Below are 26,554 nucleotides of genomic sequence, written 5' to 3'. Positions count from 1 at the left end.
CTGATGCCCATCATGCCTTATGTTAGCGATCCAGACCTTCGCCAGGGTATTGATTCGTGAAACTTTTAGGTAAAATTTCATTTAATTTCAGCGCGCCGCGACACACCTTCCTGACAGGCTCCCCCGCCTTACTGTTACGGATGCTGTCGGCCATTGTGCTGTTTGCGCTGCTTGGGCAGGCCAACGTCTGGCTGGATGCCACCAACAACATTGTGTTGGCAACAGGGTACCGGTTGCTGCTGATCCTGACACCCCTGACGTTGCTGCTGTTCGGCCCTTTTGCGTTGCGTGTCACAGTGTTTGCCGCGCTGGCCGGCGTCATACTGCTCGCTGTACCCGCTCTGCCGGGCGTGCAGGTGGTCGCCGTCCTCCTGTTTGGCTACGGCATCGCCGTGCTGGGCTACATCGTCAAGAAAGATGCCGCTGCCACCCCGGCCGGGGCGGCCAATAACAAGATTATGCTGAATGTCGGCAGCCTGTGCGCCGGGGTCGTGCTGCTCTACCCCCACTGGCAACCGCTCTATTTCTACCTGCTGCTTGGCCTGTTGCTGCTGCTGTGCCTGCCCGCGGCCTGGCGTTTTACCCCCTCTGCGGCGCTGCTGCCTGCCACCGCGTTGACGGTGCCCTCCGGCAGGAACACCCTGTGGGTGCTGGCCGGGCTGATGAACGGCATCAAACTGTTCGCCGTGTTTTCTGTGCTGCCGCAGGCGATCCTGGCCCACCACAGCACGCTGCCCGCCTGGTACGGCGTGATGATTATCCTGAACAGCGCGGTGGTGGCCCTGTTACAGCTGCCGGTCATGAAACTGATTGCGTACAGCGGCAATAAGGCGTTGTGGGTGTCGCTGCTGATTATCCTCGGCGGGCTGGTGCTGCTGGCGATGCCTGATATTTTCCGGGTGCATACCTTTACCGGGGCGCTGCTGTGGCTGACGCTGCTCTCCATCGCGGAGTGCGGGCTGAGTTATCTGGATTATTGCGCCGCCCAGGACAATGCCTTGCTGATTAAAGAAATCTCCGTGAGTGCCGGGGCGGGGTTGACCGTGTGTGTGATGCGTTATCTGCCCGCGCCCTATAACGCTGAGATCCTGTCTGCTATTGCCATTTTCGCCCTGTTTAGCTGGCTGTGGCTTTATCAGCGCCGCCATAAGGAACATTCTGATGCCCTCCATAATCTTTATGAAAAGTAAGACTGAATACCTGTTCCGGGATGTTATTTCATTAACCGAGTGCCGTGAAAATATGAAGTTCGGGTGTAAAACCGGAAACTGCGGAATATGCCGGGTGAAAATTATTTCCGGCGCAGAGAATATCACTCGCAAAACGCCCAAAGAAAAAAGATTATTCAACGCCCTTAATATTGAAGATCCGGCTATTCGCCTGGCATGTCAATGCCTGATTACCGGTGATGTTTCCCTGATAGAAAACTATATGGAGTAATATAATGAGCAACCGTATTAAAGACACCTCTATTATCCGTACCGCCCCTTTCCTTGACCGTGACCGCAGCCAGGCGGTGAAACGTGAACTGGATGATTTCCTCGACACCAAGATTATTGAGTGGAATAACACTGTGCCGTCAGCCCGGCACCTGGAAGGTAAAGAGATCAACCCGGCGTATTATCAGCAAACGCTGATTGAGCACTGCTGGCGTATCCGCCTGATGCGCAGCGCCCAGTGCAATGCCCTGCACAAGATTTCGCAGGTCAACGCCGAAGCCGCCCAGCTCTACGCCGCCTATCAGGACGAGGAGATGCTGCACGACACGCTGTTTATGCAGGATGCAGAGAGTCTGGGGGTGACTAAAGAGACGATTTACGCTACCGAGCCAAGTTTTTATACCCGCTTATTAACCGGCTTCCTCTATTTTGTCGCGGAGCATGAAAAACCGCTGGGGGTAGTCTGTTATAGCTATCTGGTGGAATACACCACGCAGAAAATTACGCCGAAACAGATTAAAGCCCTGTCAGACGCATTGGGTGATGACAAAATTATGGGCCAGGCAGCACACCTGAATACCGATCTGGTGGAGGACCACACGCAGGATATGTGGGACATCCTGAGCAAGCTGATTGAAAGCGACCAGGATATTGCCGATGTAAAACGCTATTTCTCTGAAATTCAGGAATTACTGAAAATGTTCTTTGTGGAATTGCACGAGAATACCCTGAAGGCCTGAGCATAAAATAAGGAGGAGAAATAAAAATGAAAAAGGCTGTGCTGATTTTATCCCATCAATTGCTGTCGATGGTTGACCCCATCAAAACGCTGCTGGCACGTGATGGCTACCGTTATTTTATTCTCTCCTCCGCCTCGGCCCGTTTAACGGTGCCGGCCTGGACCGCGGCCCCGGAGGACATGAAAATCACCGCCGGCCTGCATCTGACGCAACAGGATATTGATGAGACGGTGGCTGAAACGGCGCACACCCATCACTTTGTCGGCTGCATCAGCGTCTGGGACGGCTATCGCGGGCTGATGGCCTATGCCAATCAGCGCTTCTCTGCCCAGGATATCCGCGAGGAAACCGTTACCCTGCTGCGGGACAAATGGGCCATGCGCACCCGGCTCCACCAGGCGGGTTTATCCCGTGTGTCGGCGCAGGTATTGACTGAGGATATTTATCAGAGCATCACGGCACCGGCACACTATTTTATCAAACCGCGGATCGGGCTGGCGTCAATGGGCACGTTTCCGGCCACGGCGTTAACCTCTTACGCCCAGCTGGCGCAGCTGCAACGGCGCGCGGCGGAAGATGCCCACTATGCCGGGGTATTCCAGCCCGACAATCCATTCATTATTGAAGGATTGATCACCGGCACCGAATGCAGTTTCGAAGTCAGCCTGCATCAGGGGCAACTGGAGGTGCTGGCGGTTCACGAAAAGCTGGATGTCAGCCAGGCGGCTTTCTCGGTGCTGGAGGGGGCCTGTGTCTGCCCGCCGCGCACGATCTCCGCCGCCCGGCTGGCGGCCGCTACCGCCCTGCTGGAAAAAGTGATGGCGACGCTGGGTGTGGAGACCGGCGTTTACCATATTGAGATGAAATGCAGCGCGCAGGATCACTGGGAAGTGATTGAAATCAACCCGCGCATCGGCGGGGCCTACATTGTGGACAGCACCCGCCTCCACAGCGGGGTTTGCCTGCTGCAACGCTGGCTGGCGCTGATTACCGGCGCACCGCTGGCGGAAAAAGCCCCTGAGCAGCGCAGCACCTTTTTCCGGGTGTTTTTCGGCCAGCCGGGTAAGACCCTCTCCCGCCTTCAGCGTACCCCGATGGAACCGGCCGCCCTGAAGGATACGCTGATGTTTAAACCCCATGACACCCTGCCGCAGGTAGAGCGGGAAATCTTCCTGGGCATGGCGCTGTGGGATATCACCACAATGCCGCCGGCCGAGCAACCGGCGTTTTTCAGCCGCACACAAGGGTATATCACCACGGAGTATCAGGCATGAAAATCGTCATCCTGCACCGCATTCCCTTTGAAAAAATCCGTTATGACCAGATCCTTGATCATCAGGCGCATGACGTTATCTATTTTTGCCTGTCCGCCCCCCAGACACCGCTGCCCGGCAACGCCACGGTCATTGTGCTGGCGCAGCCCTGTTTTGACGCCGCCTGGCTGGCGGAACACCATGCCCACACGCTGGCCGGTGCAGACCGGCTGATTGCCCGGTCAGAATATGATTTGATGGCTGCCGCCCGCTTACGCGAACATTTCGCCATCCCCGGCGACACCCCCGCCCATATTCTGCCGCTGCGCAACAAGTGGGTAATGCGTTACCGCTGCAAGCAGCAGGGGATCCGCCAGCCGGCATTCTGGCATCCGCTGGAGTTTTTGCAGTTACCGCCCCAGCCGGGAAAATTTCTGCTCAAACCGCGTGAAGAAGCGTCCAGCAACGGCATCATCACCGGTGACGATGCCGCGATCCGCGACGCCATCCTGAAGCTGGATAACAGCGAAAAAATGATGGTGGAAACCTTTATCGACGGCACGGTCTGCCACTTCGACGGCTGGCTCTCCAAAGGAAAGCCGCTCGCCTTTGTCAGCAGTGAGTACCTGCGTGACTGCCTGAGTTTTTCGGCGGGTTCCCCGCTCGGCTCCGTACAGACCCCCACTGATCCGGCACACCTGGCACTGGTCACGGAGACCCTGGCCGCCCTGGGCTACCGTGACGGCAGTTTCCACTTTGAAGCGATACGCGATGCCGGCGGCCGGTTCTGGTTTCTGGAGACGGCGGCACGCGTCGGCGGGGCGGGCGTGGCGGAAACCTTCCACCTGCGCACCGGGCTGAACCTCTACCATGCCGATCTCCGCTACCAGATCTTCGGCATCCCCCCGGCCACGGTGAAGGCGCTCAACCCGCTGTTTTACGGCTGGTTCGTGTACCCGGCGCATCATCTTGATGCCGGTGGCCAGGTGCCTTTTTCTGCAGAAAAGTGGGCCGGTTTTTTGCTGCACTATCACCATAATCAGGCGGTCAGGGCCAAAGGCCCGATCTCCTATGCCGCTGACCACTCTCCCCTGAGCGGCGTGGTGGTGGGCAAACAGCAGGATCTGCCCAGGGTTATCAATGCCATTTTCAACGAGTGCAATCTGGTGGTGACAAAATGACGACACCCTGCTTTATCGTGACCGGTTATAACAATGTCAGAATTTACGATGTCGGTAAGATCCGCGCTGAGGCAAGAAAACATTTTGATGCCCATGTGGTGCTGGTAACGGAAAAAAAACAGCCCATCGATGAACAAGCGGCCGACCAGGTGATTGAAGTCTCTTTCTCACCGCCGGCCCGTGAGGCCGGGGCAGCCGCAATCCGGCACCAGCTGGAACAGGCCGGTTTACGCCCCATCGGCATTTTGCCCTTTTCCGATCGCGGCGTGCCGATGGGCGCGCATCTGGCCGCGCACTACGGCCTGCCGGGGGCGGCGGTGCAGCAGGCGCAGGCCGGGCTGGATAAACGCCTGTTCCGTGCACTCGACAGCCGGGCGGCGTCCCACCCTACCGGTTACCGGGTAGTCAGCAGCGTACAGGTGAACAGTGCCGCAGCGCTGGTGCGGGAGGTTGACCGGCTGGGCGGCAAGGCCTTTATCAAACCGGCGCAAGAAGGCAATAGCCGGGGATGCCGGGTTATCAGCCACCGGGAGGAGTGTGACGCGATCTGGGCAGAGATGACGCCCTATCATGGCGGAGGCATCATGGTGGAATCACTGATTGAAGCGGCCTCGGAATTCAGTTGGGACTATGTCGCGGGCAGGCAATGGATCACGGAAAAACGCACCACCGAAGGCCTGTACCGCGCAGAGTATCAACAAATCGTGCCGGCCTGTTTGCCGGAGGGTGACCAGGCGATGATCGAGGCGGCCGGGGATCATATGCGCAGGCTGGTGTCTGTGGAAAATGGGGTCTGGCACAATGAGATTTTCCTGCTGCCGGGTGCCACGGCCGCCGTGGAAACCAATATGCGCCCGGCAGGGATGCATATCTGGGATCTGGCGCGGATCAGTTATGAGGCGTTTAACCCCTGGCTGCTCTGGCTGCGCTGGGCGACGGACGGCAACATGGCACAGGCTGTGCTGCAACAGCGTGCGTTTTCCGGCATCCGCATGTTGCGTGCGCGCCGCGCCGGGCGGCTGACTCAGTTACCGGACATTCACGCGCTGGCCGGTGAGCGCGGTATCCCGCTGCATGAGGGGCATTTTTCTGTGCTGCCGGGCGATACGCTGAGTGATGCCATTCAAAGCAACGCCGATTTTATCGGTTTTATCATCCTGAGCCACCCGGACTATGCCCGGCTGACCCATGACCTGGATGCGCTGGCCGCGGCTATCGAAGCCGCGGTGGAGATTGCCTGATCCCTGACGGCCGCCCGGCATTCGCCGGGCCGGCTCTTTGTACCCCGGCCCCTGCGGCCCCACTTTCCCCCTTTCCCTGCCTGCACCACTGCCTGCACCGCCTGCCGGCCACTGGCTGACATGTCTGTTTAAAAATAGCCGTCAGGCAGTGACACCGGCACCGCAAAACAGGCAGCACCCTGATTGCCAACGGTTTTTTAAAATCAATAGACGGGGGGTGTCAAACAGGCACACCTGCTTTACTATGCGGCTTCGCGTCAGGCCTGTAGAGTCACAGGCCGGTCACCCACCAAAGGATGCTTTTATGACCTATGTCAATGTGATTACCGGCTTTCTGGGCAGCGGGAAAACCACTACCCTGCGCCATCTGCTGAGCCAAAAACCTGCGGATGAGAACTGGGCCATTCTGGTCAATGAGTTCGGCGAGATAGGGATCGACGGCGCGCTGCTGGCTGACCAGGGTGCGGTGCTGAAAGAGATCCCCGGCGGCTGCATGTGCTGTGTGAACGGGCTGCCGATGCAGATTGGCCTGAATATGCTGCTGAAGCAGAAACCCGACCGGCTGCTGATTGAGCCGACAGGGCTGGGGCACCCGAAGCAGATCCTCTCCCTGCTGACCTCTGACACCTATCAGCCGTGGCTGACCCTGCAAGCCACCCTGTGCGTGCTGGATGCGCGCCAACTGGCTGATGCCCGCTATACGGACAACGAGAATTTCCGCGATCAACTGGCCGCGGCCGATGTGATCATCGCGAACAAACAGGACACCTACCAGGCCGCTGATCTGCAACGGCTGGCGGCGTGGGAAACAGAGGCGGCAGGCGGGCGGCCGGTGGTGGCAGTACAACAGGGCCACGTGCCGTTCAGCTGGCTCACCCGCCCGCGGGAAAACCAGCGCGAATTGCCGGACGGCGCGCACCACCATGCGCCTGCAGCGGCCCCTCGCGGGCTGGCCGCGCTGAGCCTGCCGGGCAACCAGCGCTGGCGGCGCGCGCTGAACCAGGGCCAGGGCTATACCAGCTGCGGCTGGATTTTCGATGATGAAACGATCTTTGACACCATTGGGTTGCTGGAGTGGGTGCGGCTGGCCCCGGTAGAGCGCGTTAAAGGTGTGCTGCGTATTCCTGAAGGCACGCTGCGGGTCAACCGGCAGGGGCATGACTTACAGATTGAAACCCAGCAGGGTGCGCCGGTTGACAGCCGGATCGAGGTGATTAACCCCGGTGAAACCGACTGGAATGCCCTTCAACGCGATTTGTTGACGATCCGTTTAGCCGATGGCGCTTAACGTAGCTGCCAAATTTAACCTTCATTGTTATATCTGAATAAATAAACAGGTCATCGCAGCTATGTGGCGTAAAAACTTACCGGCTATTCTGCTGTTGAATATGCTGGGTGTGGCGTTATTTCTTTCTTATTACCTGCCCGCCCGGCACGGGTTTTGGTTTTCTGTCGATTCATCGATCTTTTTTTATTTTAACCAGCAACTGGCCACCAGCCCGGCCTTTTTAAAAGGGGTCGCGGTGACCAATAACCGCCTGTTCGACGGGTGCTCACTCCTGGCGATGGGGCTGGTGTATCTCTCCTTCTACCTGAAACAGCCTGCTGAGGGCCGCCGTCGCCTGGTGGTGACCGGCGTAGTAATGCTGCTGACGGCCATCGTGCTGAACCAGCTCGGCCACCTGTTGCCGGTCAAACACGTCAGCCCTTCCCTGTTCTTCCCGCACGTTAACCGCGTCAGTGAGCTGACCGGCATTCCCACTAAGGATGCCTCCACAGACAGTTTCCCCGGCGACCACGGCATGATGCTGATTATTTTCGCTTGTTTTATGTGGCGTTATTGCACCCACACCGCCTTTGCCCTGGCCCTGGCGATTGTGGTGGTGTTCTCCCTGCCGCGCCTGATGATTGGCGCGCACTGGTTCAGTGATATCGCCGTCGGCTCGCTCTCGGTGGTGTTGGTGGGCCTCAGCTGGTGGCTGCTGACCCCGGCGTGTGACCGGCTTATTGACTGGCTGAGCCAACGGTTGCCGCATAAAAACCATCAGCCGCGCTGACGCGGCAAACATCACCAGACAGAACAAAACATTATGCATAAGGGGGCCGTTGGCTCCCTTTTTTATGCCGCTGCCGGGCAAGGCCGCCGCCTGCTCAACAATAAAACCACAGAACGGCCGCTTAAGGGGCTGTTTTCCGCGGAAGGTGGCTAAAAATAAAACAGTGAGTTTTAATCGATTGCTTACATGACTTTACATCACAAATTCTTATCGGAATTATTTTAAAAGCACTCGCAATCTCTGGGGGGTTACGGTAATCTCGGTTTCACTTTTGAGGTTATTCTGTTTTTTCATCTGAAATTAACCGAAATCTGTGCGTAAAGCCGCACTTTTCAATCAGGTGAATTGCTCAATACTTCGACGGTCAGTAGGCTCATTCCGTTTGGCATTTTTCTTATAGCGACGTCGTCGTTAAGGACATCAAGGGAAAACATTTATAATGGTCAAGTCTCAACCCTTTCTGAGATATATCGTGCGGGCGATCCCCGCAGTGGCGATGGCCGTCATGCTTTCGGCCTGTAGTTCGATGAATTCCCAACATGCGCAGACTGAGACGCATGCAGTAAATGACCGTAACGGCTTTCTACTGCAAGCTTCTCAGGATGAGTTTGAAGAGATGGTTCGTAATGTTGACATCAAGTCAAAAATTATGGACCAGTACGCCGACTGGAAAGGCGTGCGCTACCGTTTAGGCGGTACCAGCAAACGCGGCATTGATTGCTCCGCCTTTGTGCAGATGACTTTCCGCGAACAGTTTGGCCTGGATCTGCCGCGCTCCACCTATGAGCAGCAGGATATCGGCAAAGGGATCCAGAAAGGCAAATTGCGCCCCGGCGACCTGGTGCTGTTCCGTGCCGGCTCAACCGGCCGCCATGTGGGTATCTACCTCGGCAACGACGAGTTTGTACATGCCTCCACCAGCAGCGGCGTGATGATCTCAAGCCTCAGCGATAATTACTGGAAAAAACGTTACCGCGAAGCGCGGCGAGTGCTGACCGGCCAGTCCCACAGCTGACAACCCCTTCCCTTGTTGTCTGTTGTGCTGAAAAGTTGTTTGTTGTGCTGAAAAGATGTGATGTCAGACGCAAGTTATGCCAAACGGCTCTGAGCTGAACAAATAAAAGAGCGCCCTCCTGAGGGCGCTCTTTTATTTGCGGGCAATCACGTAACGCCCTGCCCCCGGAAAATAGCCGCCGTCGCCTTGTGGGGGTCAGTTATACTGTTAGCATCTCTGGCGACCGTAAAGGAAATGACATATGCGGCTAAAAACGGCATTAATGCATACCGTTTTGCCCAAGCGACGTTATTTGCAACGCAGCATTCTTCTCGCCTCCCTTTTCTTCCTGTTATTTAATGCCATCACCTTATGGGCTATTTACCAGGCCAATGAACGCCAGCAGCAACGCCTTATGGATAATGTGGTGCGCTTTTCCACGCACTATTTGCAGGATTTGCAAAAAAACATGGCCAACCTGAACACGCTGACGCAGTTTCCCTGCTCGCTTGCCCAGGACACGCTGACCCAGAACGCCGCCTTTACCCGCGGCGTGCGCACTTACCTGCTGGTGAATGAGGGCATCGCCTACTGCTCCTCCGCCACCGGGGAGATGGAGAGGCCGGCTGCCGCCATCTACCCGGAACTCCGCCTCAACCAGCCGCAGGATATGGTGCTCCAGCAGGGCACTTACATGGTGCCGGAAAAACCGGCCATTGCCGTCTGGCTGGCATCGCCGTCGCAGCCGCGTACCGGGGTGCTGGCGACGCTGGACATCAATTTCGGCGCTTACCTGCTCTTTACCCAGGCGCAGGGGCGCGACATCACCGGCGGCCTGGCGCTGATCATCGGCCGCCATGCGCTGACCACCCGCCGCGATGTGGTGCAGGACGCAGCCGCCCTGCCGACCGCGCATTCGCGCCTCGTCCGGCTGCCCGGCTCGCCCATTTCCCTGCGCCTGTACGGCGACAGCCTCAGCATGGGCGATATGCAGATCACCCTGCTGGCGGGCCTGCTGCTGTCGTCACTGGTAGGCGCGCTGAGCTATTACCTGATGCGGGTGCGCCACAGCGCTGACCATGAGATCCTGGCTGGGATGCGGCGGCGGCAATTCCATATGGCGTACCAGCCGGTGATTGACACCCAATCCCAGCGGGTGGCCGGTGTCGAAGCGCTGATGCGCTGGCAACACCCCCGCGAGGGCAATATCCCGCCGGATGTGTTTATCAGTTATGCCGAAGCGCAGGGGCTGATTGTGCCGCTGACCCGCCACCTGTTTGGGCTGATCGCGCAGGATGCGCCGCAGTTGCGTGAGGTGCTGCCGCTTGGGGCAAAACTGGCGGTAAACCTGTCACCAAGCCACCTGACTGACCCGGAGTTTGAGCGTGACGTGCAGCAGTTTATTCGCCAGCTGCCGCCGAACTATTTCAATGTGGTGTTTGAGATAACCGAGCGCGGCATGGTGGAAACGGAAGATGCGCTGGAGAAGTTTGACTGGTTGCGCCACCAGGGTATTGAGATCGCCATTGATGATTTCGGCACCGGCCATAGCGCCTTAATTTATCTGGAAAAATTCCGGCTCGATTTTCTGAAGATTGATCGGGGGTTTGTCACCACGATCGGCCGGCAGACGGTGACAGCACCGGTGCTGGACACCGTGCTGAACCTGACGCGTGAACTGCGGCTGAAAACGGTGGCGGAAGGGGTGGAAACGCCGCAGCAGGCGCATTACCTGCGGGAGCATGGCGTCACTTACCTGCAAGGGTATCTCTACAGCCGCCCGCTGACGCCGGCGGGGCTGAAGGAGTTTGTCACACACTATCACCCCTGATAACAAGCGGCATCCGTGATACGAACAGCATCCCGGATGACAGGGCAGACAAGGCAGGGTTCAGAAAGGGTAGAGCGCCTTCAGGGAATCGGCAATCGCCGCCCCGACATTCTTCAGCCGGCACAGGGTCGCCCCTTCATGGCACCCTTCCACAAACAGGCACGGCTCCCCTTCCCACTCCAGCACGGAGGAATCCACCTGGATTTCGGCCAGCGTCAGGCGCAGCTTTTCCATGATCTGCCAGGCGCTGTCACCGTCATGGCTCAGCAGCCGCAGACCAATCAGGTTGGTTTCATCGGCCATGACCGTCAGCGGCAGCGGCTCGACCTGGACGCCGGTCAAACCTGATGACCAGCGGTAATGTTGTGGCAAACGGTGTACCACCGAAAGTTGGATGTTATTCACGTTCGAACCCCAGAGAAACATGTTATCACCCGGTACAGCGCAGCTGACGTCTGGCTGCCCCCGGGGCCGGTTGGCCACTATTCACATTCCGGGTGAAGCGCGCCATGCGCTGTCATTGGTCTGGTACTGCCCAGGCAGCCTGAAGCGTTGCCCCTGAGTCATGAGAGCCAGATCTCATTTTGGCTTATTTGTAACCCTTTACCCGCTGTATCTCAACCATTTTTGTGCAATCTGGTTACTTTTAACTCCTTATATTTTTACAAATATGAAACAAAAAGCGCAGCAGCAACCAATTACGCCCTGTAACTAACTGATTAGTCAGGCGAACTTGCAGAAACACCGCGAGGGAAGAAAACGCACAGAAAAAGAGGCTGGAGAGGTGGGAACAGGCGGGTGAAAAAACGGTTACACAGGAAACACCGGGGCAGTAGCCCCGGAGTTAATGGGGTTCAGATAGCTGGCTGCACACTGCTTTTTGCCGGGCGGCTGGCATAAAGGTAGAGCAGCATCGCGGCAGTGATGCAGAACGCCATCGATGACACCATCGGCCACGCGCTGTGCGCCGGCAGCATGGAAAGCACTGAGCCGACCAATGCACCGATGCCGAAGCGCAGCGTGCCGGCCAGTGAGGCCGCGGTGCCCGCCATGTGCGGGAAGTCATCCATGATCACGGCCATGGCGTTGGAAGTGACCATGGCGATACAGCCGACATAGCCCGCCACGCCGGCCACCAGCGCCCAGAAGCCCAGCCCCAGCGCCGTAGACGCCAGCAGCCACAGCCCCATCACAAACTGGATGGTCAGGCCAAGGCGGAACATTTTCGCGGAGCCGGTACGGCGGACGTTGCGGCTGTTGAACAGCGTCAGCACCACCATCACCACCACATTCAGCGCGAAATAAAAGCCGAAGTGCTGGGTCGAGACGCCGTTCAAATCAATGTAGACAAACGGCCCGCAGCTCAGGAAAGAGAACATGCCGCCGAATGAGAAGCCGCTCGCCAGCATATAGCTGAACACCCGCTTATGGCGGAACAGCGAGGCAAAATTACCCACGGTGGTACGCAGGTGGAATTTCTGCCGCCGTTCTTTCGGCAAGGTCTCCCGGATAAACAGCATCACCAGCACCGCCGCCACCAGCGCCGCGCCCGCCATGCTCCAGAAGATCGCGTGCCAGCTGAACAGCACCATCAGCCCGCCGCCCATCATCGGTGCCAGCAGCGGTGCCACAGTCATCACCAGCACCACAAAGGACATCATGCGCGAGAACTCATCCTTGGTGAACATGTCACGCATCAGGGCGTTGATCACCACGCTGGCTGCCGCAGCAGACAAGCCGTGCAGAAAGCGCATATGCACCAGCTGGTCAACCGATTGGGCCATCGCACAGGCCGCGCCCGCCAGGGCAAAGACCAGCGTACCGCCGAGGATCACCGGCTTGCGGCCCAGGCTGTCGGCCATCGGGCCGTAGAATATCTGGCCGATGGCGAAGCCCAGCACATAGGCGCTCAGCGTCATCTGCACGCTGCCGCCGGAAACGCCGAACTCTTTGGCAATCACCGGCATACTCGGCAGGTACATGTCGATCGCCAGCGGCATCAGCATGGATAACAACCCCAGAATAAACACCAACCCGGTATGGGATGTGCGTGTCTCTTGCACCGTTACAACTCCTGTCATGGAAAAAAGCGCCTGCCGGTGGCAGGCGGTCAGGCGGGGATCAGCGCGGAACCGCGACGCTGGCAATCTCTTCTTCAGTCAGCGGGCGGTAGTCGCCCGGCGCAAGGTCGTCATCCAGAACGATCGCGCCGATGCGCTCACGGTGCAGGCCAACCACCCGGTTGCCGACAGCGGCAAACATCCGTTTCACCTGATGGTAACGCCCTTCGCGGATGGTCAGGCGCACCAGCGTCGGCTCGATCTGCTCCAGCTGGGCCGGCAGGGTGAGATCTTTCTCATTGTGCAGTTGCACACCGTCGAGGAATTGCTGCGGCGTTTCCGGCGAAAGCGGGTGCTCCAGCGTGACCAGGTAGGTTTTCTCACAGTGGTGTTTCGGTGAGGTGATGCGGTGCGACCACTGGCCGTCATCGGTCATCAGCACCAGGCCGGTGGTGTCGATGTCCAGACGCCCCGCGGCGTGCAGCTTATACGCCACCGGCTCTTCCAGGAAGTAGAGCACCGTCGGGTGATCCGGGTCATCCGTGGAGCAGACATAGCCCTGCGGCTTGTTCAGCATGAAGTAACGTGGGCCGTTCTGCTGTTCCAGCACATTGCCGTCAAACTTCACGACGTTTTCCGGGGTCAGTTTCAGCGAACCGCTTTTGACGATCTCATCGTCTACGGTGACGCGTTTGTTGCGCAATTCACGCAGAACCAGTGCCCGGCTGACGCCCAGTTGCTGAGATAAAAACTTGTCCAGTCGCATTAAATCTTTTTAGCCTTTTGAGGAGTACCGCCGCCCGCCTGCGCCTTTCGGGCAGGCGCGAGCGCCGTCATACAGGGTGGCCTTTTCCGCCGGATGCGCAAAAAGGCGATGTGAACCCGCCAGTATACCCGTGCCTGGCGTCCTGTCATAGAGAGTGCCGCGCTTATCTGCCCGGCAGGGTCGCCATCCGGCGGCGGCTTTGGCATACTGATGGCGTTATGCCCCCTCTTTGTTGCAGGAATCCCAACCATGTCGTTTACCCTTCGCCCTTATCAGCGCGAGGCCGTTGAGGCCACCCTGAGCTACTTCCGCCGTCACCACGAACCGGCGGTGATCGTGCTGCCGACCGGGGCAGGAAAAAGCCTGGTGATTGCCGAGCTGGCGCGCCTGGCGCGCGGCCGGGTATTGGTGCTGGCCCACGTCAAAGAACTGGTGGCGCAGAACCACGCCAAATACCGCGCCTACGGGCTGGAGGCGGATATTTTTGCCGCCGGGCTGCAACAGAAAGAGAGCAGCGGCAAAGTGGTGTTCGGCAGCGTGCAGTCCGTCGCGCGGAACCTGCCGCTGTTCGACGGTGCCTTTTCACTGTTGATCATCGATGAGTGCCACCGCATCGGCGATGACGATGAGAGCCAGTACCAGCAGATTATCCAGCACCTGCGGCGCGCCAACCCCAACCTGCGGCTGCTGGGGCTGACCGCCACGCCTTACCGGCTCGGCAAAGGCTGGATTTACCGCTACCACTACCACGGCATCACGCGCGGCGACGAGAACAGCCAGTTCCGCGACTGCATTTACGAGCTGCCGCTGCGCTATATGATTAAACACGGTTTCCTGGTGCCGCCGGAGCGGCTCGACATGCCGGTGGTGCATTACGATTTCAGCCGCCTGGAGGCCAACAGCAATGGCCTGTTCAGCGAGGCGGAGCTGAACCGCGAGCTGAAACAGCAACAGCGCATTACCCCGCACATCATCAGCCAGATTATTGAATACGCCACTGACCGGCGAGGCGTGATGATTTTTGCCGCCACCGTGGAGCACGCCGGGGAGATCCACGGCCTGTTGCCCAAAGGCGAGGCTGCCCTGGTCAGCGCACAGACCCCGCCCGCCGAGCGTGACCGGCTGATTGAGGCGTTCAAACAGCAGGAACTGCGTTATCTGGTGAATGTGGCGGTGCTGACCACCGGTTTTGACGCGCCGCACGTTGACCTGATCGCCATTCTGCGGCCGACGGAATCCGTGAGCCTGTACCAGCAGATTGTCGGCCGTGGCCTGCGCCTCTACCCCGGTAAAACCGACTGCCTGATCCTGGATTACGCCGGTAACCCGCACGACCTCTTTACACCGGAAGTGGGCACCAGCAAACCTGCCGGGGATAACCAGCCGGTGCAGGTGTTCTGCCCGGCCTGCGGCTTCGCCAACCTCTTCTGGGGCAAAGCCCTGCCGGACGGTACGGTAATCGAGCATTTCGGCCGCCGCTGCCAGGGCTGGATGGAGGATGATGAGGGCCACCGCGAACAGTGTGATTTCCGCTTCCGTGCCAAGAGTTGCCCGCACTGCGGTGCGGAAAATGACATCGCTGCCAGGCGCTGCCATCAGTGCAACGAGGTGCTGGTCGACCCGGATGACATGCTGAAAGCCGCGCTGAAGCTGAAAGATGCGCTGGTGCTGCGCTGCGGCGGCATGGCACTGGAGAGCGGCCGTGACGACAAAGGTGAGTGGCTGAACGTGACCTATTACGATGAGGATGGAGCCAGCGCCGGCGAACGGTTCCGCCTCACTACCCCGGCACAGCGGATGGCCTTCCAGCAGCTGTTTGTGCGGCCGCACCAGCGCGCGCCGGGCGTGCCCTTTAGCTGGCAAACCGCCGCGGATGTGCTGGCGCAGCAGGCGCTGTTCCGCCACCCTGATTTTGTGGTGGCGCGCCTGCGTGGCCGCTACTGGCAGATCCGCGAAAAAGTGTTCGACTATCAGGGCCGCTACCGCCGTGCCAATGAATTGCGCGGCTGACGCATTTTTATGAACAATACGTCGCCGGCGGCCGGGTTTTCATTGCCGCGCCGGGTCAAATCCGTTAAAATGCCGCCCGCTTTGTTTCCGATAACCGGACATAAAGCTGAAATATCCAACCTGTTGCTGGGTCGCCTGTAGCAGGGTTAATTTTCTTAAAGAGAAAAAACAATGTTCACTATCAATGTAGAAACTCGTAAAGAGCAGGGTAAGGGTGCGAGCCGCCGCCTGCGCGCAGCTAACAAATTCCCGGCAATCGTATACGGCGGTACTGAAGCACCGATCGCTATCGAGCTGGACCATGATTCCGTGAAGAACATGGAAGTGAAAGCTGAATTTTATAGCGACATCGTTACTCTGGTTATCGACGGTAAAGAGACCAAAGTAAAAGTTCAGGCTGTACAGCGTCACCCGTTCAAGCCGAAACTGGCTCACATCGACTTCGTTCGCGCGTAAGCCGACCGAGTGATGGCCCTGGGACGCTGGGGCAACCGCCAATAAAAAACGCCGCAATTGCGGCGTTTTTTATTGCCCGGCATTGGCCGGGCGGGCTTATTTCTCGCCGTTGCTCAACCGGCGCTGCAACTGGTCGCGCAGGTTCGGCGGTGTGCCTTTGATGGTCAACGTGTCCGTGGCCGGATCCCAGAAAATACGCTCCCCCATCAGCAAGGCATCAAAATTGATGCTCAGGCCGCCGCCGCTGCCGGCAAATTTGGTGAGCTGGCGCAAGGTGCTGCGATCCGCCGGGAAACTCTCTTCCAGCTGGTAGCCTTCCTCACTGGAGAACTGTTTGAAATCACGTTCGCCAATCGGCGGCAACGCCTGTGCCAGCTCGGTCAGGGCAATCTCTTCCCCGGCCTGCAACTGCTCGTTGCAGTAGCTGTACACCTGCTGACGATAGGCCTGGCGCTCGTTCTTGTCGAGCTGCCCCTCTGCACAGTAATCATCCACCGCCTGCAACAGGCCACGGTTTTGTGCCTTGGTATCCAGGCCTTCTGCTGCGCCAAGGAAATCCATAAAGAAATCCGAGACTTTGCGCCCTACCCGGCCTTTCAGGAACGTCAGGTAACGGGCAGACTCCGGATTGGTTTCCCATTCGGTCAGGTCAATGCGTGCCACGATATCCGCGTGGTTGATGTCGAGATAGTGGGTGCTGCTGATGTCCAGCTGCTCATTCACCCGCATACTCGGGCAGTTGCTCAGCACCGAAATCAGTAAATACTCCACCGCCAGGTAACGGTACTGGCAGAACAGCACCACGCCGCCCTCGGCAAACGGGTATTTGGCCAGCTCGTCCCGCAGGCGGCCGGTTGCCGCGCGGGTAAAGGCCAGGAACGTCTCGTCGCCCTTGCGGCAACTGCGCAGCGCGTCCGCCAGTTCGCTTTGTGCATTGAACAGGCCATACGCCTTGCTCTTGGCGCTGTAGACGCGGTGCAGTTCCGCCATCATCTCATCGACCGCGGCGTTGGTGGTCAGCAGGGAGTCGCGCAGTACCACCTCGAGTGTCTGCTCGTCCCGTTTGATCAACTGGTGTAAGGCGATCTGGCCGATATCCAGACTCATGGTACATTCTCCTGTCTTGATCGGGGCAACCCCCGTGCGGCGCGTATTCAAACACTGAAGGCGGCCGGCTGCAACTTAAAAGCGGCAGCCTGAGAAGGGCTTCCCGGCTTTGGCGGCTTAATGTTATAAAAGTGGGGAAAGTCACGCGCCTATACGTTAAGATATTGGACTTTGTCAGGCCGAGAAGCACAGTAAACTATGCCACAATCATCCCGTTACAGCGACGAACACGTCGAACAACTGCTTGCCGAGCTGGTAAGCGTTCTTGAGAAACACCATGCCCCGACCGATCTTTCCCTGATGGTGTTGGGCAATATGGTAACCAACCTGCTGAATACCAGCGTGGCGCCCGCACAGCGCAAACACCTGGCGCGCTCCTTTGCTGATGCGTTACAGGCTTCAGTCCGCGAAGATAAAGCCCATTAAGCTTACAGCCGCCCTGAACCCTGTATGGTGAAGAATAGCCAGCGCTATCGCGAAAAAGTCTCCCAGATGATCAGCTGGGGGCACTGGTTCGCGCTGTTCAATATCCTGCTCTGTCTGGGGCTGGGCAGCCGCTACCTGTTTGTTTCTGACTGGCCCGCCTCGCTGACCGGCCGGGTTTACGCGTTCGCCAGCCTGCTGGGCCATTTCAGCTTTATCGGCTTTGCCGCTTACCTGCTGATTATCTTCCCGCTCACCTTTGTGGTGATGTCCCAGCGGCTGTTGAGGTTTATCTCGGCGGCGCTGGCGACCGCCGGGATGACGCTGTTGCTGGTGGACAGCGAGGTGTTTACCCGTTTCCACCTGCACCTTAACCCGGTGGTCTGGGAACTGGTGGTCAACCCGGAACAGGGCGAGCTGGCCCGTGACTGGCAGCTGATGTTTATCAGCGTGCCGGTGATTTTCCTGGTGGAGATGCTGTTCGGCACCTGGGCCTGGCAAAAACTGCGCAGCCTTAACCGGCGCAGTTTCGGCAAGCCGCTGGCGGCGTTGTTTATTGCCAGCTTCTTCAGCTCACACCTGCTTTATATCTGGGCGGATGCCAATTTCTACCGGCCGATCACCATGCAGCGGGCCAACCTGCCGCTCTCCTACCCGATGACGGCGCGCAAGTTCCTGGAAAAACATGGGATGCTGGATGCGCAGGCCTATCAGCGCCGGGTGGCTGAACAGGGCAAACCGGAGGCGCTGGCGGTGGAGTATCCGCTGAATGAGGTGAGCTTCCGTGACAGCGGCAGCGGCTACAATCTGTTGATGATTGTGGTAGACGGCTTCCGGGCAGAAGACCTGGCGCAGACCATGCCGGAAGTTGACCGTTTCGCCCAGGAAAACGCCCGTTTTACCCAGCACTACAGCGCGGGCAGCCGCAGTGACAGTGGCCTGTTTGGCCTGTTTTACGGGATTTCACCCACTTATATGGACGGGATCCTGTCAGCGCGTAAACCCAGCGCCCTGATTAATGCGCTGAGCAGCCAGGGTTACCAGTTTGGCCTGTTCTCGTCAGATGGCTTTAACAGCGTGCTGTACCGCCAGGCGCTGCTGGCAGACTTTTCCCTGCCCCCGGCGTTAAAACAGAGCGACAGCCAGACGCGCCAGCAATGGCAACAGTGGCTGGAGAGCCGCAGCGACCATGCGCCGTGGTTCTCTTACCTCAGTTTTAACGGCATCAGCCAGGCGTTAAACACGCCCCGCGCGGGTAAGCCACTGAGCGGCCCTGCCCTCGCCCAGCAGTACCACAACGCGGCGTTGCAGATGGATCAGCAGATCGCGGCGGTGCTGGAGAGCCTGCGTAGCCGCGGGGAACTCGCTAAAACGGTGGTGGTGATCACCGGCAGCCATGGCGTTGCGTTTAACGACAAAGGCCGGTTGAACAACGGGTATAACCGCCAGCAGTTGCAGGTGCCGCTGATTGTCCACTGGCCGGGCACCCCGGCGCAGAGCATCAGTAAGCTCACCAGCCATGCGGATGTGATGGCGACGCTGATGCAACGCCTGTTACATGTGCAAACGGCGGTGGCTGACTACTCGCAAGGTGAGGATCTGTTTGCTGCCCGTCGCCGCCATGCCTGGGTCACTACCGGTGACAGCGGGAATCTGTGGGTCACCACACCTGGCCAGACACTGTTGCTGGATGCCGGCGGCGATTACCGGGTCTATGACGTTGACGGCCGGGAGATCAAAAATCAGAAGCCGCAACTGGCCCTGCTGTTGCAGGTGCTGACCGACGAAAAACGCTTTATCGCTGACTAACTGTTTAAAACTAAAGCAGTCATTGGGCTGAGCGCTTGCATTCGGAACGGGAAACGGTAGTATAGTGGCCCATAGCGTCGGCATGTAGCGCAGCCTGGTAGCGCACCGTCATGGGGTGTCGGGGGTCGGAGGTTCGAATCCTCTCATGCCGACCAACAATCTCTTCTGGCAGTACCGGTTACTGACAGAACCCCAACAAAAAACCCGCATCCTCTCTGAGTTTGCGGGTTTTTTGTTGCCCGGTATTTGCCGGTATGCCCCTGTTTCAGCCCGATGGTTTGGGACTCCATTTGGGACTATGCGCGCGTAGTCCCATCGTGGCGTAGTCCCATCCTGCGATAACAGGCGGATGGGAAAGCAGTGCTGTTCCCTCCCTGTGCCTGGTATGCCAAAAAACGCCCGGCATTTTATGGCGCTGTCCCTGATGACTCTGCCCCTGCTGACTCGGCATGCTGTTTTAGCAGCATATAGCGGTTAAGTAACTGATGCAGATGCATATCAGTTTGCGAAGCCTGAATAGCCGGCAATGGCTCACCCGGGGGCGTCTGTGCCAGGTTATACAATTGTTCCTCGACCGGTACGGCACGCGAAAAATGCTGCGTGATGGCAAACACCATCGACTTCAGCTCTGATCCGGTCAGGTATTTCCCTTTCCGTTCGTCTAATGCATCCAACCGCGCCGTTAATGCCCGCAGCCCCGCCATTCCCTGATGCCAGCCAGACAATGCCTCCAACGGTAACGCATTGGCGGCGATATGCTGCTGCCACTGCGCGTTGAGCGCACCGGTTTCTGACGGCAACGCCTGCGCGGCTAACGCAAAACCGTAATACTGCAACCATAAGGGTGACTGCCGCCCTAACTCCACCAGCGCCTGCTCACTGGCTGCGACCGGCAACGGCGTCATCGGTGGATGCGTGTAGTGCCAGCCCCATAGCGCCGCCCCACCCATGACTAATGTGGTCAGCGCGCCTGCCGCAAAGCTTTTCCACGGCCAACCAGGTTTCACCGGCGCACCGGTTTTTAAGCCGGGGCTTGCCGGTACCTGCCGGGCCGCACAGGCAGAGGCCGGTGTCTCTGCCCTGATCACGCGGGCTTGAGCCGATAACGGTTCGGCAATCGGTTCTTTATACACCGCCCTCTCTTCCAGCCGGGCGGCGGCGTTATGCATAAAAGCCGACAATTCACCCCACTGGCCGGCCTCTTTCAACGCCAGCCGTTGCAGCTGCGCCTGGAGTGCTTTGAGATGCTGTTCTGCCCGGTAAATCAGCGGCAATTCACGGCATGTCAGGTTCAGCATCCGCACGACCGTCTGTAACCGCTGGCTTAGCCCGGTGAGTATGTGTCTACGTGCAGGCGCAGGTTGCGGCCATAACACATTCCACTGGTGGATAATTAATGCCTCCAGCATCGCCAGCCCCTCGTTCAGGCCGAGTATCCCGGCCAGATGAGTGCGGGCCAGCGTATACCAGGCCACGGTTTGCAGTTCAATCCCGTTCTGCCGGAACAGCGACAGGCTGAGTTGTTCCACCCGATCCCAGTTCACATCCGGACGCGCCGGATGCGTTAGCTTGTTGACTTCCTCACGCAGTGCGCCAAAATCCGCCAGCGCCCGCGGGTCGCCGCCTGCTTTTAACAGGCGTTCACTGTTGTGTGTCATAAAAGTGCCTTCCCTGAACGATGAGTCATCAGTCTCCCTGGTTAAAGGTACTGCTGCTGTGTAAGGTGACGCATCAGCACCCGCCCTTCCGGCATAAACGCCGTGCCGTAGCGCACAAGCCCCAGCCCTTTCAGCTCCGCGTCAATGGCGTACTCCAGATGGCCGGGCACAGTCTGCGTTAACATCGACACCGACAGCTTTTTCAGCCGCGGTTCATACTTCAGCAACACCCTTGAGAGGGTATCCATCAACTGGTGCGCGGTGCCCGGCATCCCCTGCAGGATTTTGCTCATATCCGGCAGGCCATAATCCGGCAGATGGCTCAATGTGCCTGCGCGGCAGTTCAGGATGCGCTGCATATTGTCGAGCACCGAAAGAATGACCTGATTCTCTTCACTGACCTGATGAAGATCGAGCCCGCCCGAAAAATTGCCGAGCAGGGTTTCATAGAGTGAGGGGCCGTTGTATGTGTTCACTAATTTTTCTCCGGCAGCAGGGTCAGGCTGTTACTGCCCGGCACAGTGATACGGGGGTCATCCGGATCGAGGTCATCACGCGTCAGCACTTGTTTCCAATGGTTTTTCTCCCGGTCGGGATGGCGGAATAGCCCCACCACGGCCACATACTGCGCCTGCTTGTCCATTGGCATGGTGAGGTTTGCATCACCGCCGGGTTTGACTATGACCTCACGGGATGCCAGCAATGTTTCGCCTAATGCCCCCTCACCGCCGCTCACCAATTGTTCGTAGACCGTTTTATCAAAGGCTTTACGGTCTCTCAGTTGGTATACGCGGATCATCAAGGGTTCAGACAACGAGCCGCTTTCCCGCGCATCGGTATTCAGCGCTTCCCGGGCGGTAAAATCGAGGCGCAGCGTGTTCACCTGTTGATAGAAAATAGCGTTTGCAGCGGAGGCCGTCCCCTCGGTAAGGCTCTGCGTCAAGCCACAACCGGTCAACAGTACCGGCAGCAACAGCAATGAAAATCGGTTAATTGAAGCGATATGTAACACGTCGGTTTCCTTTCATTGTAACGGCCCGCGGCAACCCACAATAATGGCCCGGCACCACGGTAAACTCCCTGGGTATGGCATGTGCCAGGTGCTCATCATCAACACCCAGCACACCGGTCAGCCCCAGCAAAAAATCTTCTTGCCCCAGCACCGGCTCAGGCAGCAGCGGGGTGGGCACGGTCAGCGTGATCCGCGCGCTATAGCGCCAGCCCAGATAAACCCGCAGCAATACCTGAAAATCGCCGTAGAGCGGCCCATCCGGCAGCCAGGCCCGCGCCTCCTGTGCGTCTTCAGTCAACAACGCAATCAGCAACTGGCTGTTGGCCTCTGTGGCCTCCTCTCCCAGCACGGTATACCCGTCCAGCAAAAAGCCCTCGCCTTCATAAAAACCTATTGGCCGATCCATCGCGACCGGACGCAGGCAATGCGGGGTCACGACTGCGCGGGTTTGCGGGGCGAGCAGCGCTACCAGTGCCTGCACACCCTCTGCCGTGCGGGCCTGGCGACGCATAACGCCCAGAAGCGCCAGAAAACGGGATACCGGCGTGGCAACATGCTTATCGGTACCGGGGATACCCAGGCCAATAAGCCCTAACAGGCTCTGAGAAACCGCATCCTTTCCGCCTGCCTCGAAATTGGCCGGGTAGGCGTGCTTCCGCCAGATCCGGTAAAACTGTGTCAGGATGCGGTGGTTGAAGATATCGAGAAATCCCTCCAGCGCCTCATGCCCTTCCCGACGTTGCGTAATGTCGTCGAGATAGGGGGTCGGCAACGGGGAATCCACGCCATACAGCCCCAGGAAGGTCGTACGTACGGTCGGCGGGGCATCCGGCTCATCATCGTACTCCACCGTTTTCAGTTCGCTGACCGGGAACCCCATCCCTGGGTGAGGCCGGAAGCGAACCGGATCATCCGCCGGATGGATACTGCTGCCGAGCGGTGGCCGGGCCGGTGCCCCTTTTTCCAGTAACTGGCAGAAGCGGTAAAAGTTGATGCGCCCGATCTCTTTCGCCAGCCGCAGGTTCAGCCGGGGATACGTCGGTTGTGGTTCTCTTCCCATTCAAGGCGCTCCCCGGTTGGCTGAAGAATAATGATCAGGCGGTTAAATAAGTGGATATCGGTATAGAGGGCAAAGAAACGGCTGAGCATCTCACCAAACAGGCAGATATCACCGTGGCCGGAAAAACCGTGGCTGTCGAGCGTCACCTCAATCTGCACGCCGCGTAACAGATGCCCCTGCTCAAAGCGTTCAATTTCGCTGTGTCTCACGTCGATAATGGCGGCCAGCCTGCGCCGGTTCATTTCATTCTCTGTCCAGTCATACAGAGCCAACGTGCCGCGCAATACCTCAGCGTTATCCATCATCCACATAAAGCTGCTGCCCAGATGGCTCAGTACCCGCCAGTGGAAACGGTCACGGTTTGGCGGATAACACGGCAGCGTCGGTGCGCAGAGGTTACGCACCCGCACATCAATCGCCATTGTCTTCACTACCGTGTCCAGCACAGCACTTTGCAGCGTTTTGCGTGGCAGCTGGCCGTTGGTGCCGGTCAGGTTCAGGCTCAGGCTCTCATTCTCCGGCACCGTGTGGTTATCAAAGGCCTCACCGCCCAGCACCAGCCAGGTATCATGCAGCCCGGACGGGCCGCGTTTCACGCGGGTATGGTAGTAGTATTCCGGTGCGTCATGGCGCAGCATCCCGCCTTTGTGGCGAAAACTGGAAAACGGGACATATACCTGATGCCCGGTCTGGCGTGAAGAGATCACGGAGTCCACAGAGTAAATTTCAGTATGACCGTCCTGCACCCGCATCGGGCGCAGCAGGTAGTCAGTCTGCAACGAGTCCAGGCGCAACGGGTCAGATTCCAGCGTAAACAGGTTAATTACCGGCACACAGTGCAGGCGCAGATGTTTTTCTGAGAAGCTGAAATCATGCGTCCAGCGCTCTGACAGCACAATATCAATGTCGAACCAGCGCAGCCCGGCCGGCAATTTAATGCTCTCCAGCCCGCGCAGCGTCACAAACATAAACTTTTCGCGGAAGGTAAAATATTCCAGCAGTAGCTGATAACCGCTGAAGCTGCCCGCATCTCTGGGCCACAGGCTGTCCTGTTCACCAAATCCCTGCGGAGAGAAATAACCATCAAGTGGCCGGCGATCCGTATCGCCCGAAAGCCGTATCCACATCCGGGCAGCCTTCAGGGTGAGCGCCTCATGCAGAGCGCAGGCCAGCGGTGCATCCGCATTGAGATAAAGCGGCAGGTTGCCCAGTAACATTTTGTCCCAGTCTGCCAGTTCCCCACATTCAATGCGCAGGCGGATAACCGACCGGCCATCCGGCTCCGTGCTGATACTTGCCCGGCTCAGCGACAACGGTAATAAGTTGATATTCTGCGTGGTGGTGTAGCGACAACGGGTCTGGCGTTCGCCCAGCGGACGGGAGAGCACCTCAAAACCGCGGGCCACCGGCATGCGCTCCTTCATCTCCTGCCAGTCCGGGGTAAATTCCACAATCGAGAGTGACGGAATAGTGCGCAGATAGTGCGGCCAGAGCATACTGACCAGCCCTTCGGTAAGCTCGGGTAAATCGTCATCAAGTTTTTCGCGCAGCCGGCCCATCAGAAAGGCAAAGCCTTCAAACAGCCGCTCCACATAAGGGTCAGGCACCCCGGCCTTGTCCAGATTTAATCCGGCCGCCCGGTCAGGATGAGCGCGGGCAAATTCCTCGCCCGCCTCGCGCAGATAGCGCATTTCAGCGTCAAAATAACGCAGGGTTAAATCGTCCATGTTTTTATTTTTCAACGAAGTGGTGATATAGGAGGTATCAAGATGAAGAAAAGCATGTTGTGTAGCGAAGCAGGCTATTTTTCCCCGGTAAAGCAAACCGTCATTTTTGGCAATGTTTTATCCTGATTTGTCAGAGGCATAACACGGCCGCGCGAGCTGGATCGAGGGCGATAAGCCCGGCGAGCAAATTCTCCATTTCCGTGTTCAGGCGGGTTTTGTCTGTGTCATTCCGCCCGGCTTTCATGCGCAGCAGTTTCAGGCGGCGGGCTTTAACCTCGAACAACAGTTCCGGTTCCCATTGCGTGAGCGTGAGGGTGGCCGCGTTATCGTCCAACTCACCCAGCAAGTGCAGCGCCATCTCATTTTTACCGTACTGCTCGGTGACGCGGGCCATCAGTAACCGCAGCAGCCACCGGTGGCGCGGGGTGATGGTGCCCGGCCGGTGCTGTAACCAGTTCAGCGCGACATCAATACCGTCGCTGTCGGCCAGCCGCAGCGCCTCTGCTTCCAGTTGCAGGATATCGTCGTCCCCCGCTGCCACAGCGGAAGCCGTGTGCTGTTCGCCCCAGCCGGCAGGCGGCTCCATCACATGCTGGTTGATCCAGTTCAGCGTTACCTCATCAGCAAAGGGAGTGCCATCGTTCCAGGTCAGGCTCTCCAGCCCCGGCAAGCGGGTCAGCAAACCCTGCAAATCCTGTTTGATGATATCGGCCCAGGCGTCATACGGCGCACCTGCCCGGGTGAGGGCCTGATGGATATACCATTGCAAATCCAGCCAGATATGATTGACGCCCTGTGCAAACAGGCTGTCAGCCTGCTCCAGTAACTCCAGCCAACTCTGTTGCAACCAGAGGCGTTTGAGCAGCGCCCGATGCTCCGGTTTAGGCGGCACCAGCCGGGTACGGCCGTTTGCATCCAGCGGCGGTAATTCGTGCAAGGTATCCTGACGGATGCACTTCATTAAATGGTGGCCGGAGAGCCAGCCCTGGGGCTGGTCACGCAGGTAGTTTGCCAGCAATTTTGCCTGCTCAAGCAACTCACGCCCCGATGCGACCGGTTTCAGGGCCGGCGCATCCGGGGACGGAGCAGGAATACTCTCAGCAGACCCGCTGTTCTGCGGCACGACAGCCTCCAGCCCACCGGCCTGGGCCAGACGGTTTTCCAGCGTGGCATACAGGCTGCTTAACCGTGGGCGGGTGCTCTCATCCCAGGCAGAAACGCCTTGCTCCAGCAGGGTTAACGCGCTGGTAATACGCTCAAAGTCCGTTTTTGTCACTTCAGGGTAGAGTGACAGGCTGTCCAGCATTCTGCTGCCTGCCAGCCACTCCAGCGCCGCTTTACGGCTGTTGGCGCGTAACGGATGCAGGCTGTCACCAAACTGGTGTATTAACCCGGCCAGCAGCATCAGCCCCTCTGCCAGACCCGCTTCCCCGTCACGGTGCAGCCTTGCCCAGACGTAATAGGTCGCGACGCGCACATCCTTGCTTACGGTGGTAAGCAGTTTTTCCGCCAGTTCACAGACCAGCGCTGTATCAGCGCCGGTGAGTTTATTGACTTCTTCACGCATCTGCTGGAAGTCATCATCATAGCCGGGGTCATCACCGGTGGGTGCCTCTGCCGTGACCGGCCTCAGCCAGTGCGCCCATAGGTGGAGCTGTTGCCGGGCCTGCGTCAACAGAACATCAGCCGGAGACTGACAGGCAGTAAGCAGGGTATTGAGTGTAGCCATA

At 58.3% G+C, this 26,554-nt stretch carries 24 protein-coding genes and 1 tRNA gene; 15 read left to right on the top strand and 10 right to left on the bottom strand.

The genetic code is table 11. From position 1 onward, the window contains the following. Nucleotides 1-56 precede the first annotated feature (56 nt). From CYR52_RS07260 to CYR52_RS07215, 10 genes are all read left to right on the top strand, one after another. Nucleotides 57-1,190: a hypothetical protein gene (locus tag CYR52_RS07260; RefSeq protein WP_139300368.1), complete on the top strand. Its 1,134-nt coding sequence runs from the start codon at nt 57-59 to the stop codon at nt 1,188-1,190. Continuing rightward, nucleotides 1,162-1,440 (top strand): 2Fe-2S iron-sulfur cluster-binding protein, encoded by a 279-nt coding sequence (locus CYR52_RS07255; RefSeq protein WP_072932895.1) that lies wholly within the window; start codon nt 1,162-1,164, stop codon nt 1,438-1,440. The genes CYR52_RS07260 and CYR52_RS07255 overlap by 29 nt, the downstream gene beginning before the upstream one ends. A gap of 4 nt (nt 1,441-1,444) precedes the next feature. Next, nucleotides 1,445-2,179 carry an iron-containing redox enzyme family protein gene (locus CYR52_RS07250; protein WP_072932896.1) on the top strand — a complete coding sequence of 245 codons (735 nt, stop codon included), beginning with the start codon at nt 1,445-1,447 and terminating at the stop codon, nt 2,177-2,179. Between the two features lie 26 nt (nt 2,180-2,205). After that, complete coding sequence (locus tag CYR52_RS07245) at nt 2,206-3,453, top strand: ATP-grasp domain-containing protein (RefSeq protein WP_072932898.1); 1,248 nt, start codon at nt 2,206-2,208, stop codon at nt 3,451-3,453. Beyond that, the gene (locus CYR52_RS07240; protein WP_072932900.1) at nt 3,450-4,613 is read left to right on the top strand and encodes an ATP-grasp domain-containing protein; all 1,164 of its coding nucleotides are present in this window, start codon (nt 3,450-3,452) and stop codon (nt 4,611-4,613) included. The genes CYR52_RS07245 and CYR52_RS07240 overlap by 4 nt, the downstream gene beginning before the upstream one ends. Further along, complete coding sequence (locus tag CYR52_RS07235; RefSeq protein ID WP_101828296.1) at nt 4,610-5,854, top strand: biotin carboxylase; 1,245 nt, start codon at nt 4,610-4,612, stop codon at nt 5,852-5,854. The genes CYR52_RS07240 and CYR52_RS07235 overlap by 4 nt, the downstream gene beginning before the upstream one ends. Nucleotides 5,855-6,158: 304 nt before the next feature. Further along, nucleotides 6,159-7,142, top strand: a complete 984-nt coding sequence (locus tag CYR52_RS07230) for a CobW family GTP-binding protein (RefSeq protein WP_101828295.1) — start codon at nt 6,159-6,161, stop codon at nt 7,140-7,142. Between the two features lie 61 nt (nt 7,143-7,203). Then, a complete protein-coding gene (locus tag CYR52_RS07225) occupies nt 7,204-7,911 on the top strand; it encodes a phosphatase PAP2 family protein (RefSeq protein WP_101828294.1) in 708 nt (235 codons plus the stop codon). A gap of 439 nt (nt 7,912-8,350) precedes the next feature. Beyond that, a complete protein-coding gene (gene mepS / locus CYR52_RS07220; RefSeq protein ID WP_072933648.1) occupies nt 8,351-8,926 on the top strand; it encodes a bifunctional murein DD-endopeptidase/murein LD-carboxypeptidase in 576 nt (191 codons plus the stop codon). 241 nt (nt 8,927-9,167) lie between these two features. Then, nucleotides 9,168-10,736: a cyclic di-GMP phosphodiesterase gene (locus CYR52_RS07215; protein ID WP_101828293.1), complete on the top strand. Its 1,569-nt coding sequence runs from the start codon at nt 9,168-9,170 to the stop codon at nt 10,734-10,736. A 60-nt stretch (nt 10,737-10,796) separates the two neighbouring features. Here the strand turns inward: CYR52_RS07215 and CYR52_RS07210 are convergent, their stop codons facing one another. The 3 genes from CYR52_RS07210 to rsuA all read right to left on the bottom strand — a co-directional run bounded on the left by CYR52_RS07210 (nt 10,797) and on the right by rsuA (nt 13,562). Beyond that, nucleotides 10,797-11,141, bottom strand: a complete 345-nt coding sequence (locus CYR52_RS07210) for a YejG family protein (RefSeq protein ID WP_072933657.1) — start codon at nt 11,139-11,141, stop codon at nt 10,797-10,799. A 449-nt stretch (nt 11,142-11,590) separates the two neighbouring features. After that, nucleotides 11,591-12,799, bottom strand: coding sequence for a Bcr/CflA family multidrug efflux MFS transporter (locus tag CYR52_RS07205; RefSeq protein ID WP_072933644.1), 1,209 nt, complete (start codon nt 12,797-12,799; stop codon nt 11,591-11,593). A 58-nt stretch (nt 12,800-12,857) separates the two neighbouring features. Further along, nucleotides 12,858-13,562, bottom strand: coding sequence for a 16S rRNA pseudouridine(516) synthase RsuA (gene rsuA, locus CYR52_RS07200; protein WP_072933642.1), 705 nt, complete (start codon nt 13,560-13,562; stop codon nt 12,858-12,860). Between the two features lie 249 nt (nt 13,563-13,811). On the opposite strand from rsuA, the gene radD reads away from it, so the two are divergent. Next, complete coding sequence (radD, locus tag CYR52_RS07190) at nt 13,812-15,572, top strand: DNA repair helicase RadD (RefSeq protein ID WP_101828291.1); 1,761 nt, start codon at nt 13,812-13,814, stop codon at nt 15,570-15,572. 171 nt (nt 15,573-15,743) lie between these two features. After that, nucleotides 15,744-16,028: a 50S ribosomal protein L25 gene (gene rplY, locus CYR52_RS07185; protein WP_072933636.1), complete on the top strand. Its 285-nt coding sequence runs from the start codon at nt 15,744-15,746 to the stop codon at nt 16,026-16,028. A 96-nt stretch (nt 16,029-16,124) separates the two neighbouring features. Here rplY and yejK read toward each other — a convergent pair whose 3' ends face one another. Further along, entirely contained in the window at nt 16,125-17,135 is a 1,011-nt protein-coding gene (yejK, locus tag CYR52_RS07180) for a nucleoid-associated protein YejK (RefSeq protein ID WP_072933634.1), read from the bottom strand. Between the two features lie 198 nt (nt 17,136-17,333). Between yejK and CYR52_RS07175 the strand changes: the two genes are divergently transcribed. The 3 genes from CYR52_RS07175 (at nt 17,334) to CYR52_RS07165 (ending at nt 19,522) form a co-directional block, all read left to right on the top strand. Beyond that, entirely contained in the window at nt 17,334-17,561 is a 228-nt protein-coding gene (locus CYR52_RS07175) for a YejL family protein (RefSeq protein WP_072933631.1), read from the top strand. Nucleotides 17,562-17,585: 24 nt separating this feature from the next. Continuing rightward, nucleotides 17,586-19,367 carry an LPS biosynthesis-modulating metalloenzyme YejM gene (yejM, locus tag CYR52_RS07170; RefSeq protein ID WP_101828290.1) on the top strand — a complete coding sequence of 594 codons (1,782 nt, stop codon included), beginning with the start codon at nt 17,586-17,588 and terminating at the stop codon, nt 19,365-19,367. Nucleotides 19,368-19,445: 78 nt separating this feature from the next. Continuing rightward, nucleotides 19,446-19,522: transfer RNA gene (locus CYR52_RS07165), tRNA-Pro, on the top strand. Between the two features lie 252 nt (nt 19,523-19,774). Here the strand turns inward: CYR52_RS07165 and CYR52_RS07160 are convergent. The 6 genes from CYR52_RS07160 to tssA all read right to left on the bottom strand — a co-directional run bounded on the left by CYR52_RS07160 (nt 19,775) and on the right by tssA (nt 26,553). Continuing rightward, nucleotides 19,775-21,025, bottom strand: a complete 1,251-nt coding sequence (locus tag CYR52_RS07160) for a VasL domain-containing protein (protein WP_101828289.1) — start codon at nt 21,023-21,025, stop codon at nt 19,775-19,777. A gap of 41 nt (nt 21,026-21,066) precedes the next feature. Beyond that, the gene (tssE, locus tag CYR52_RS07155; protein ID WP_101828288.1) at nt 21,067-21,501 is read right to left on the bottom strand and encodes a type VI secretion system baseplate subunit TssE; all 435 of its coding nucleotides are present in this window, start codon (nt 21,499-21,501) and stop codon (nt 21,067-21,069) included. After that, nucleotides 21,501-22,037: a type VI secretion system lipoprotein TssJ gene (tssJ, locus tag CYR52_RS07150; RefSeq protein ID WP_101828287.1), complete on the bottom strand. Its 537-nt coding sequence runs from the start codon at nt 22,035-22,037 to the stop codon at nt 21,501-21,503. Before tssJ ends, tssE begins: the two co-directional genes overlap by 1 nt. Then, nucleotides 22,015-23,097, bottom strand: coding sequence for a type VI secretion system baseplate subunit TssG (gene tssG / locus CYR52_RS07145; RefSeq protein WP_101828286.1), 1,083 nt, complete (start codon nt 23,095-23,097; stop codon nt 22,015-22,017). The genes tssJ and tssG overlap by 23 nt, the downstream gene beginning before the upstream one ends. Further along, nucleotides 23,061-24,824: a type VI secretion system baseplate subunit TssF gene (gene tssF / locus CYR52_RS07140; protein ID WP_101828368.1), complete on the bottom strand. Its 1,764-nt coding sequence runs from the start codon at nt 24,822-24,824 to the stop codon at nt 23,061-23,063. The genes tssG and tssF overlap by 37 nt, the downstream gene beginning before the upstream one ends. Before the next feature lie 130 nt (nt 24,825-24,954). Continuing rightward, nucleotides 24,955-26,553 (bottom strand): type VI secretion system protein TssA, encoded by a 1,599-nt coding sequence (tssA, locus tag CYR52_RS07135; RefSeq protein ID WP_101828285.1) that lies wholly within the window; start codon nt 26,551-26,553, stop codon nt 24,955-24,957. Nucleotide 26,554 lies beyond the last annotated feature (1 nt).

Source organism: Chimaeribacter arupi, assembly GCF_002858805.1.
In the GTDB taxonomy this organism is placed as follows: Bacteria; Pseudomonadota; Gammaproteobacteria; order Enterobacterales; family Enterobacteriaceae; genus Chimaeribacter; species Chimaeribacter arupi.
Note: the sequence above shows the minus strand (reverse complement) of the source record. Positions and strands in the feature narration are given on the sequence as shown.

Excerpts from the sequence above, each read along its gene's own strand:
- CYR52_RS07255 (WP_072932895.1), top strand. The coding sequence starts at position 1,162 with ATGCCCTCCATAATCTTTATGAAAAGTAAGACTGAATACCTGTTCCGG.
- CYR52_RS07250 (WP_072932896.1), top strand. The coding sequence starts at position 1,445 with ATGAGCAACCGTATTAAAGACACCTCTATTATCCGTACCGCCCCTTTC.
- CYR52_RS07245 (WP_072932898.1), top strand. The coding sequence starts at position 2,206 with ATGAAAAAGGCTGTGCTGATTTTATCCCATCAATTGCTGTCGATGGTT.
- CYR52_RS07240 (WP_072932900.1), top strand. The coding sequence starts at position 3,450 with ATGAAAATCGTCATCCTGCACCGCATTCCCTTTGAAAAAATCCGTTAT.
- CYR52_RS07235 (WP_101828296.1), top strand. The coding sequence starts at position 4,610 with ATGACGACACCCTGCTTTATCGTGACCGGTTATAACAATGTCAGAATT.
- CYR52_RS07230 (WP_101828295.1), top strand. The coding sequence starts at position 6,159 with ATGACCTATGTCAATGTGATTACCGGCTTTCTGGGCAGCGGGAAAACC.
- CYR52_RS07225 (WP_101828294.1), top strand. The coding sequence starts at position 7,204 with ATGTGGCGTAAAAACTTACCGGCTATTCTGCTGTTGAATATGCTGGGT.
- mepS (WP_072933648.1), top strand. The coding sequence starts at position 8,351 with ATGGTCAAGTCTCAACCCTTTCTGAGATATATCGTGCGGGCGATCCCC.
- CYR52_RS07215 (WP_101828293.1), top strand. The coding sequence starts at position 9,168 with ATGCGGCTAAAAACGGCATTAATGCATACCGTTTTGCCCAAGCGACGT.
- rsuA (WP_072933642.1), bottom strand. The coding sequence starts at position 13,562 with ATGCGACTGGACAAGTTTTTATCTCAGCAACTGGGCGTCAGCCGGGCA.
- radD (WP_101828291.1), top strand. The coding sequence starts at position 13,812 with ATGTCGTTTACCCTTCGCCCTTATCAGCGCGAGGCCGTTGAGGCCACC.
- rplY (WP_072933636.1), top strand. The coding sequence starts at position 15,744 with ATGTTCACTATCAATGTAGAAACTCGTAAAGAGCAGGGTAAGGGTGCG.
- yejK (WP_072933634.1), bottom strand. The coding sequence starts at position 17,135 with ATGAGTCTGGATATCGGCCAGATCGCCTTACACCAGTTGATCAAACGG.
- CYR52_RS07175 (WP_072933631.1), top strand. The coding sequence starts at position 17,334 with ATGCCACAATCATCCCGTTACAGCGACGAACACGTCGAACAACTGCTT.
- yejM (WP_101828290.1), top strand. The coding sequence starts at position 17,586 with ATGGTGAAGAATAGCCAGCGCTATCGCGAAAAAGTCTCCCAGATGATC.
- CYR52_RS07160 (WP_101828289.1), bottom strand. The coding sequence starts at position 21,025 with ATGACACACAACAGTGAACGCCTGTTAAAAGCAGGCGGCGACCCGCGG.
- tssG (WP_101828286.1), bottom strand. The coding sequence starts at position 23,097 with ATGGGAAGAGAACCACAACCGACGTATCCCCGGCTGAACCTGCGGCTG.
- tssF (WP_101828368.1), bottom strand. The coding sequence starts at position 24,824 with ATGGACGATTTAACCCTGCGTTATTTTGACGCTGAAATGCGCTATCTG.
- tssA (WP_101828285.1), bottom strand. The coding sequence starts at position 26,553 with ATGGCTACACTCAATACCCTGCTTACTGCCTGTCAGTCTCCGGCTGAT.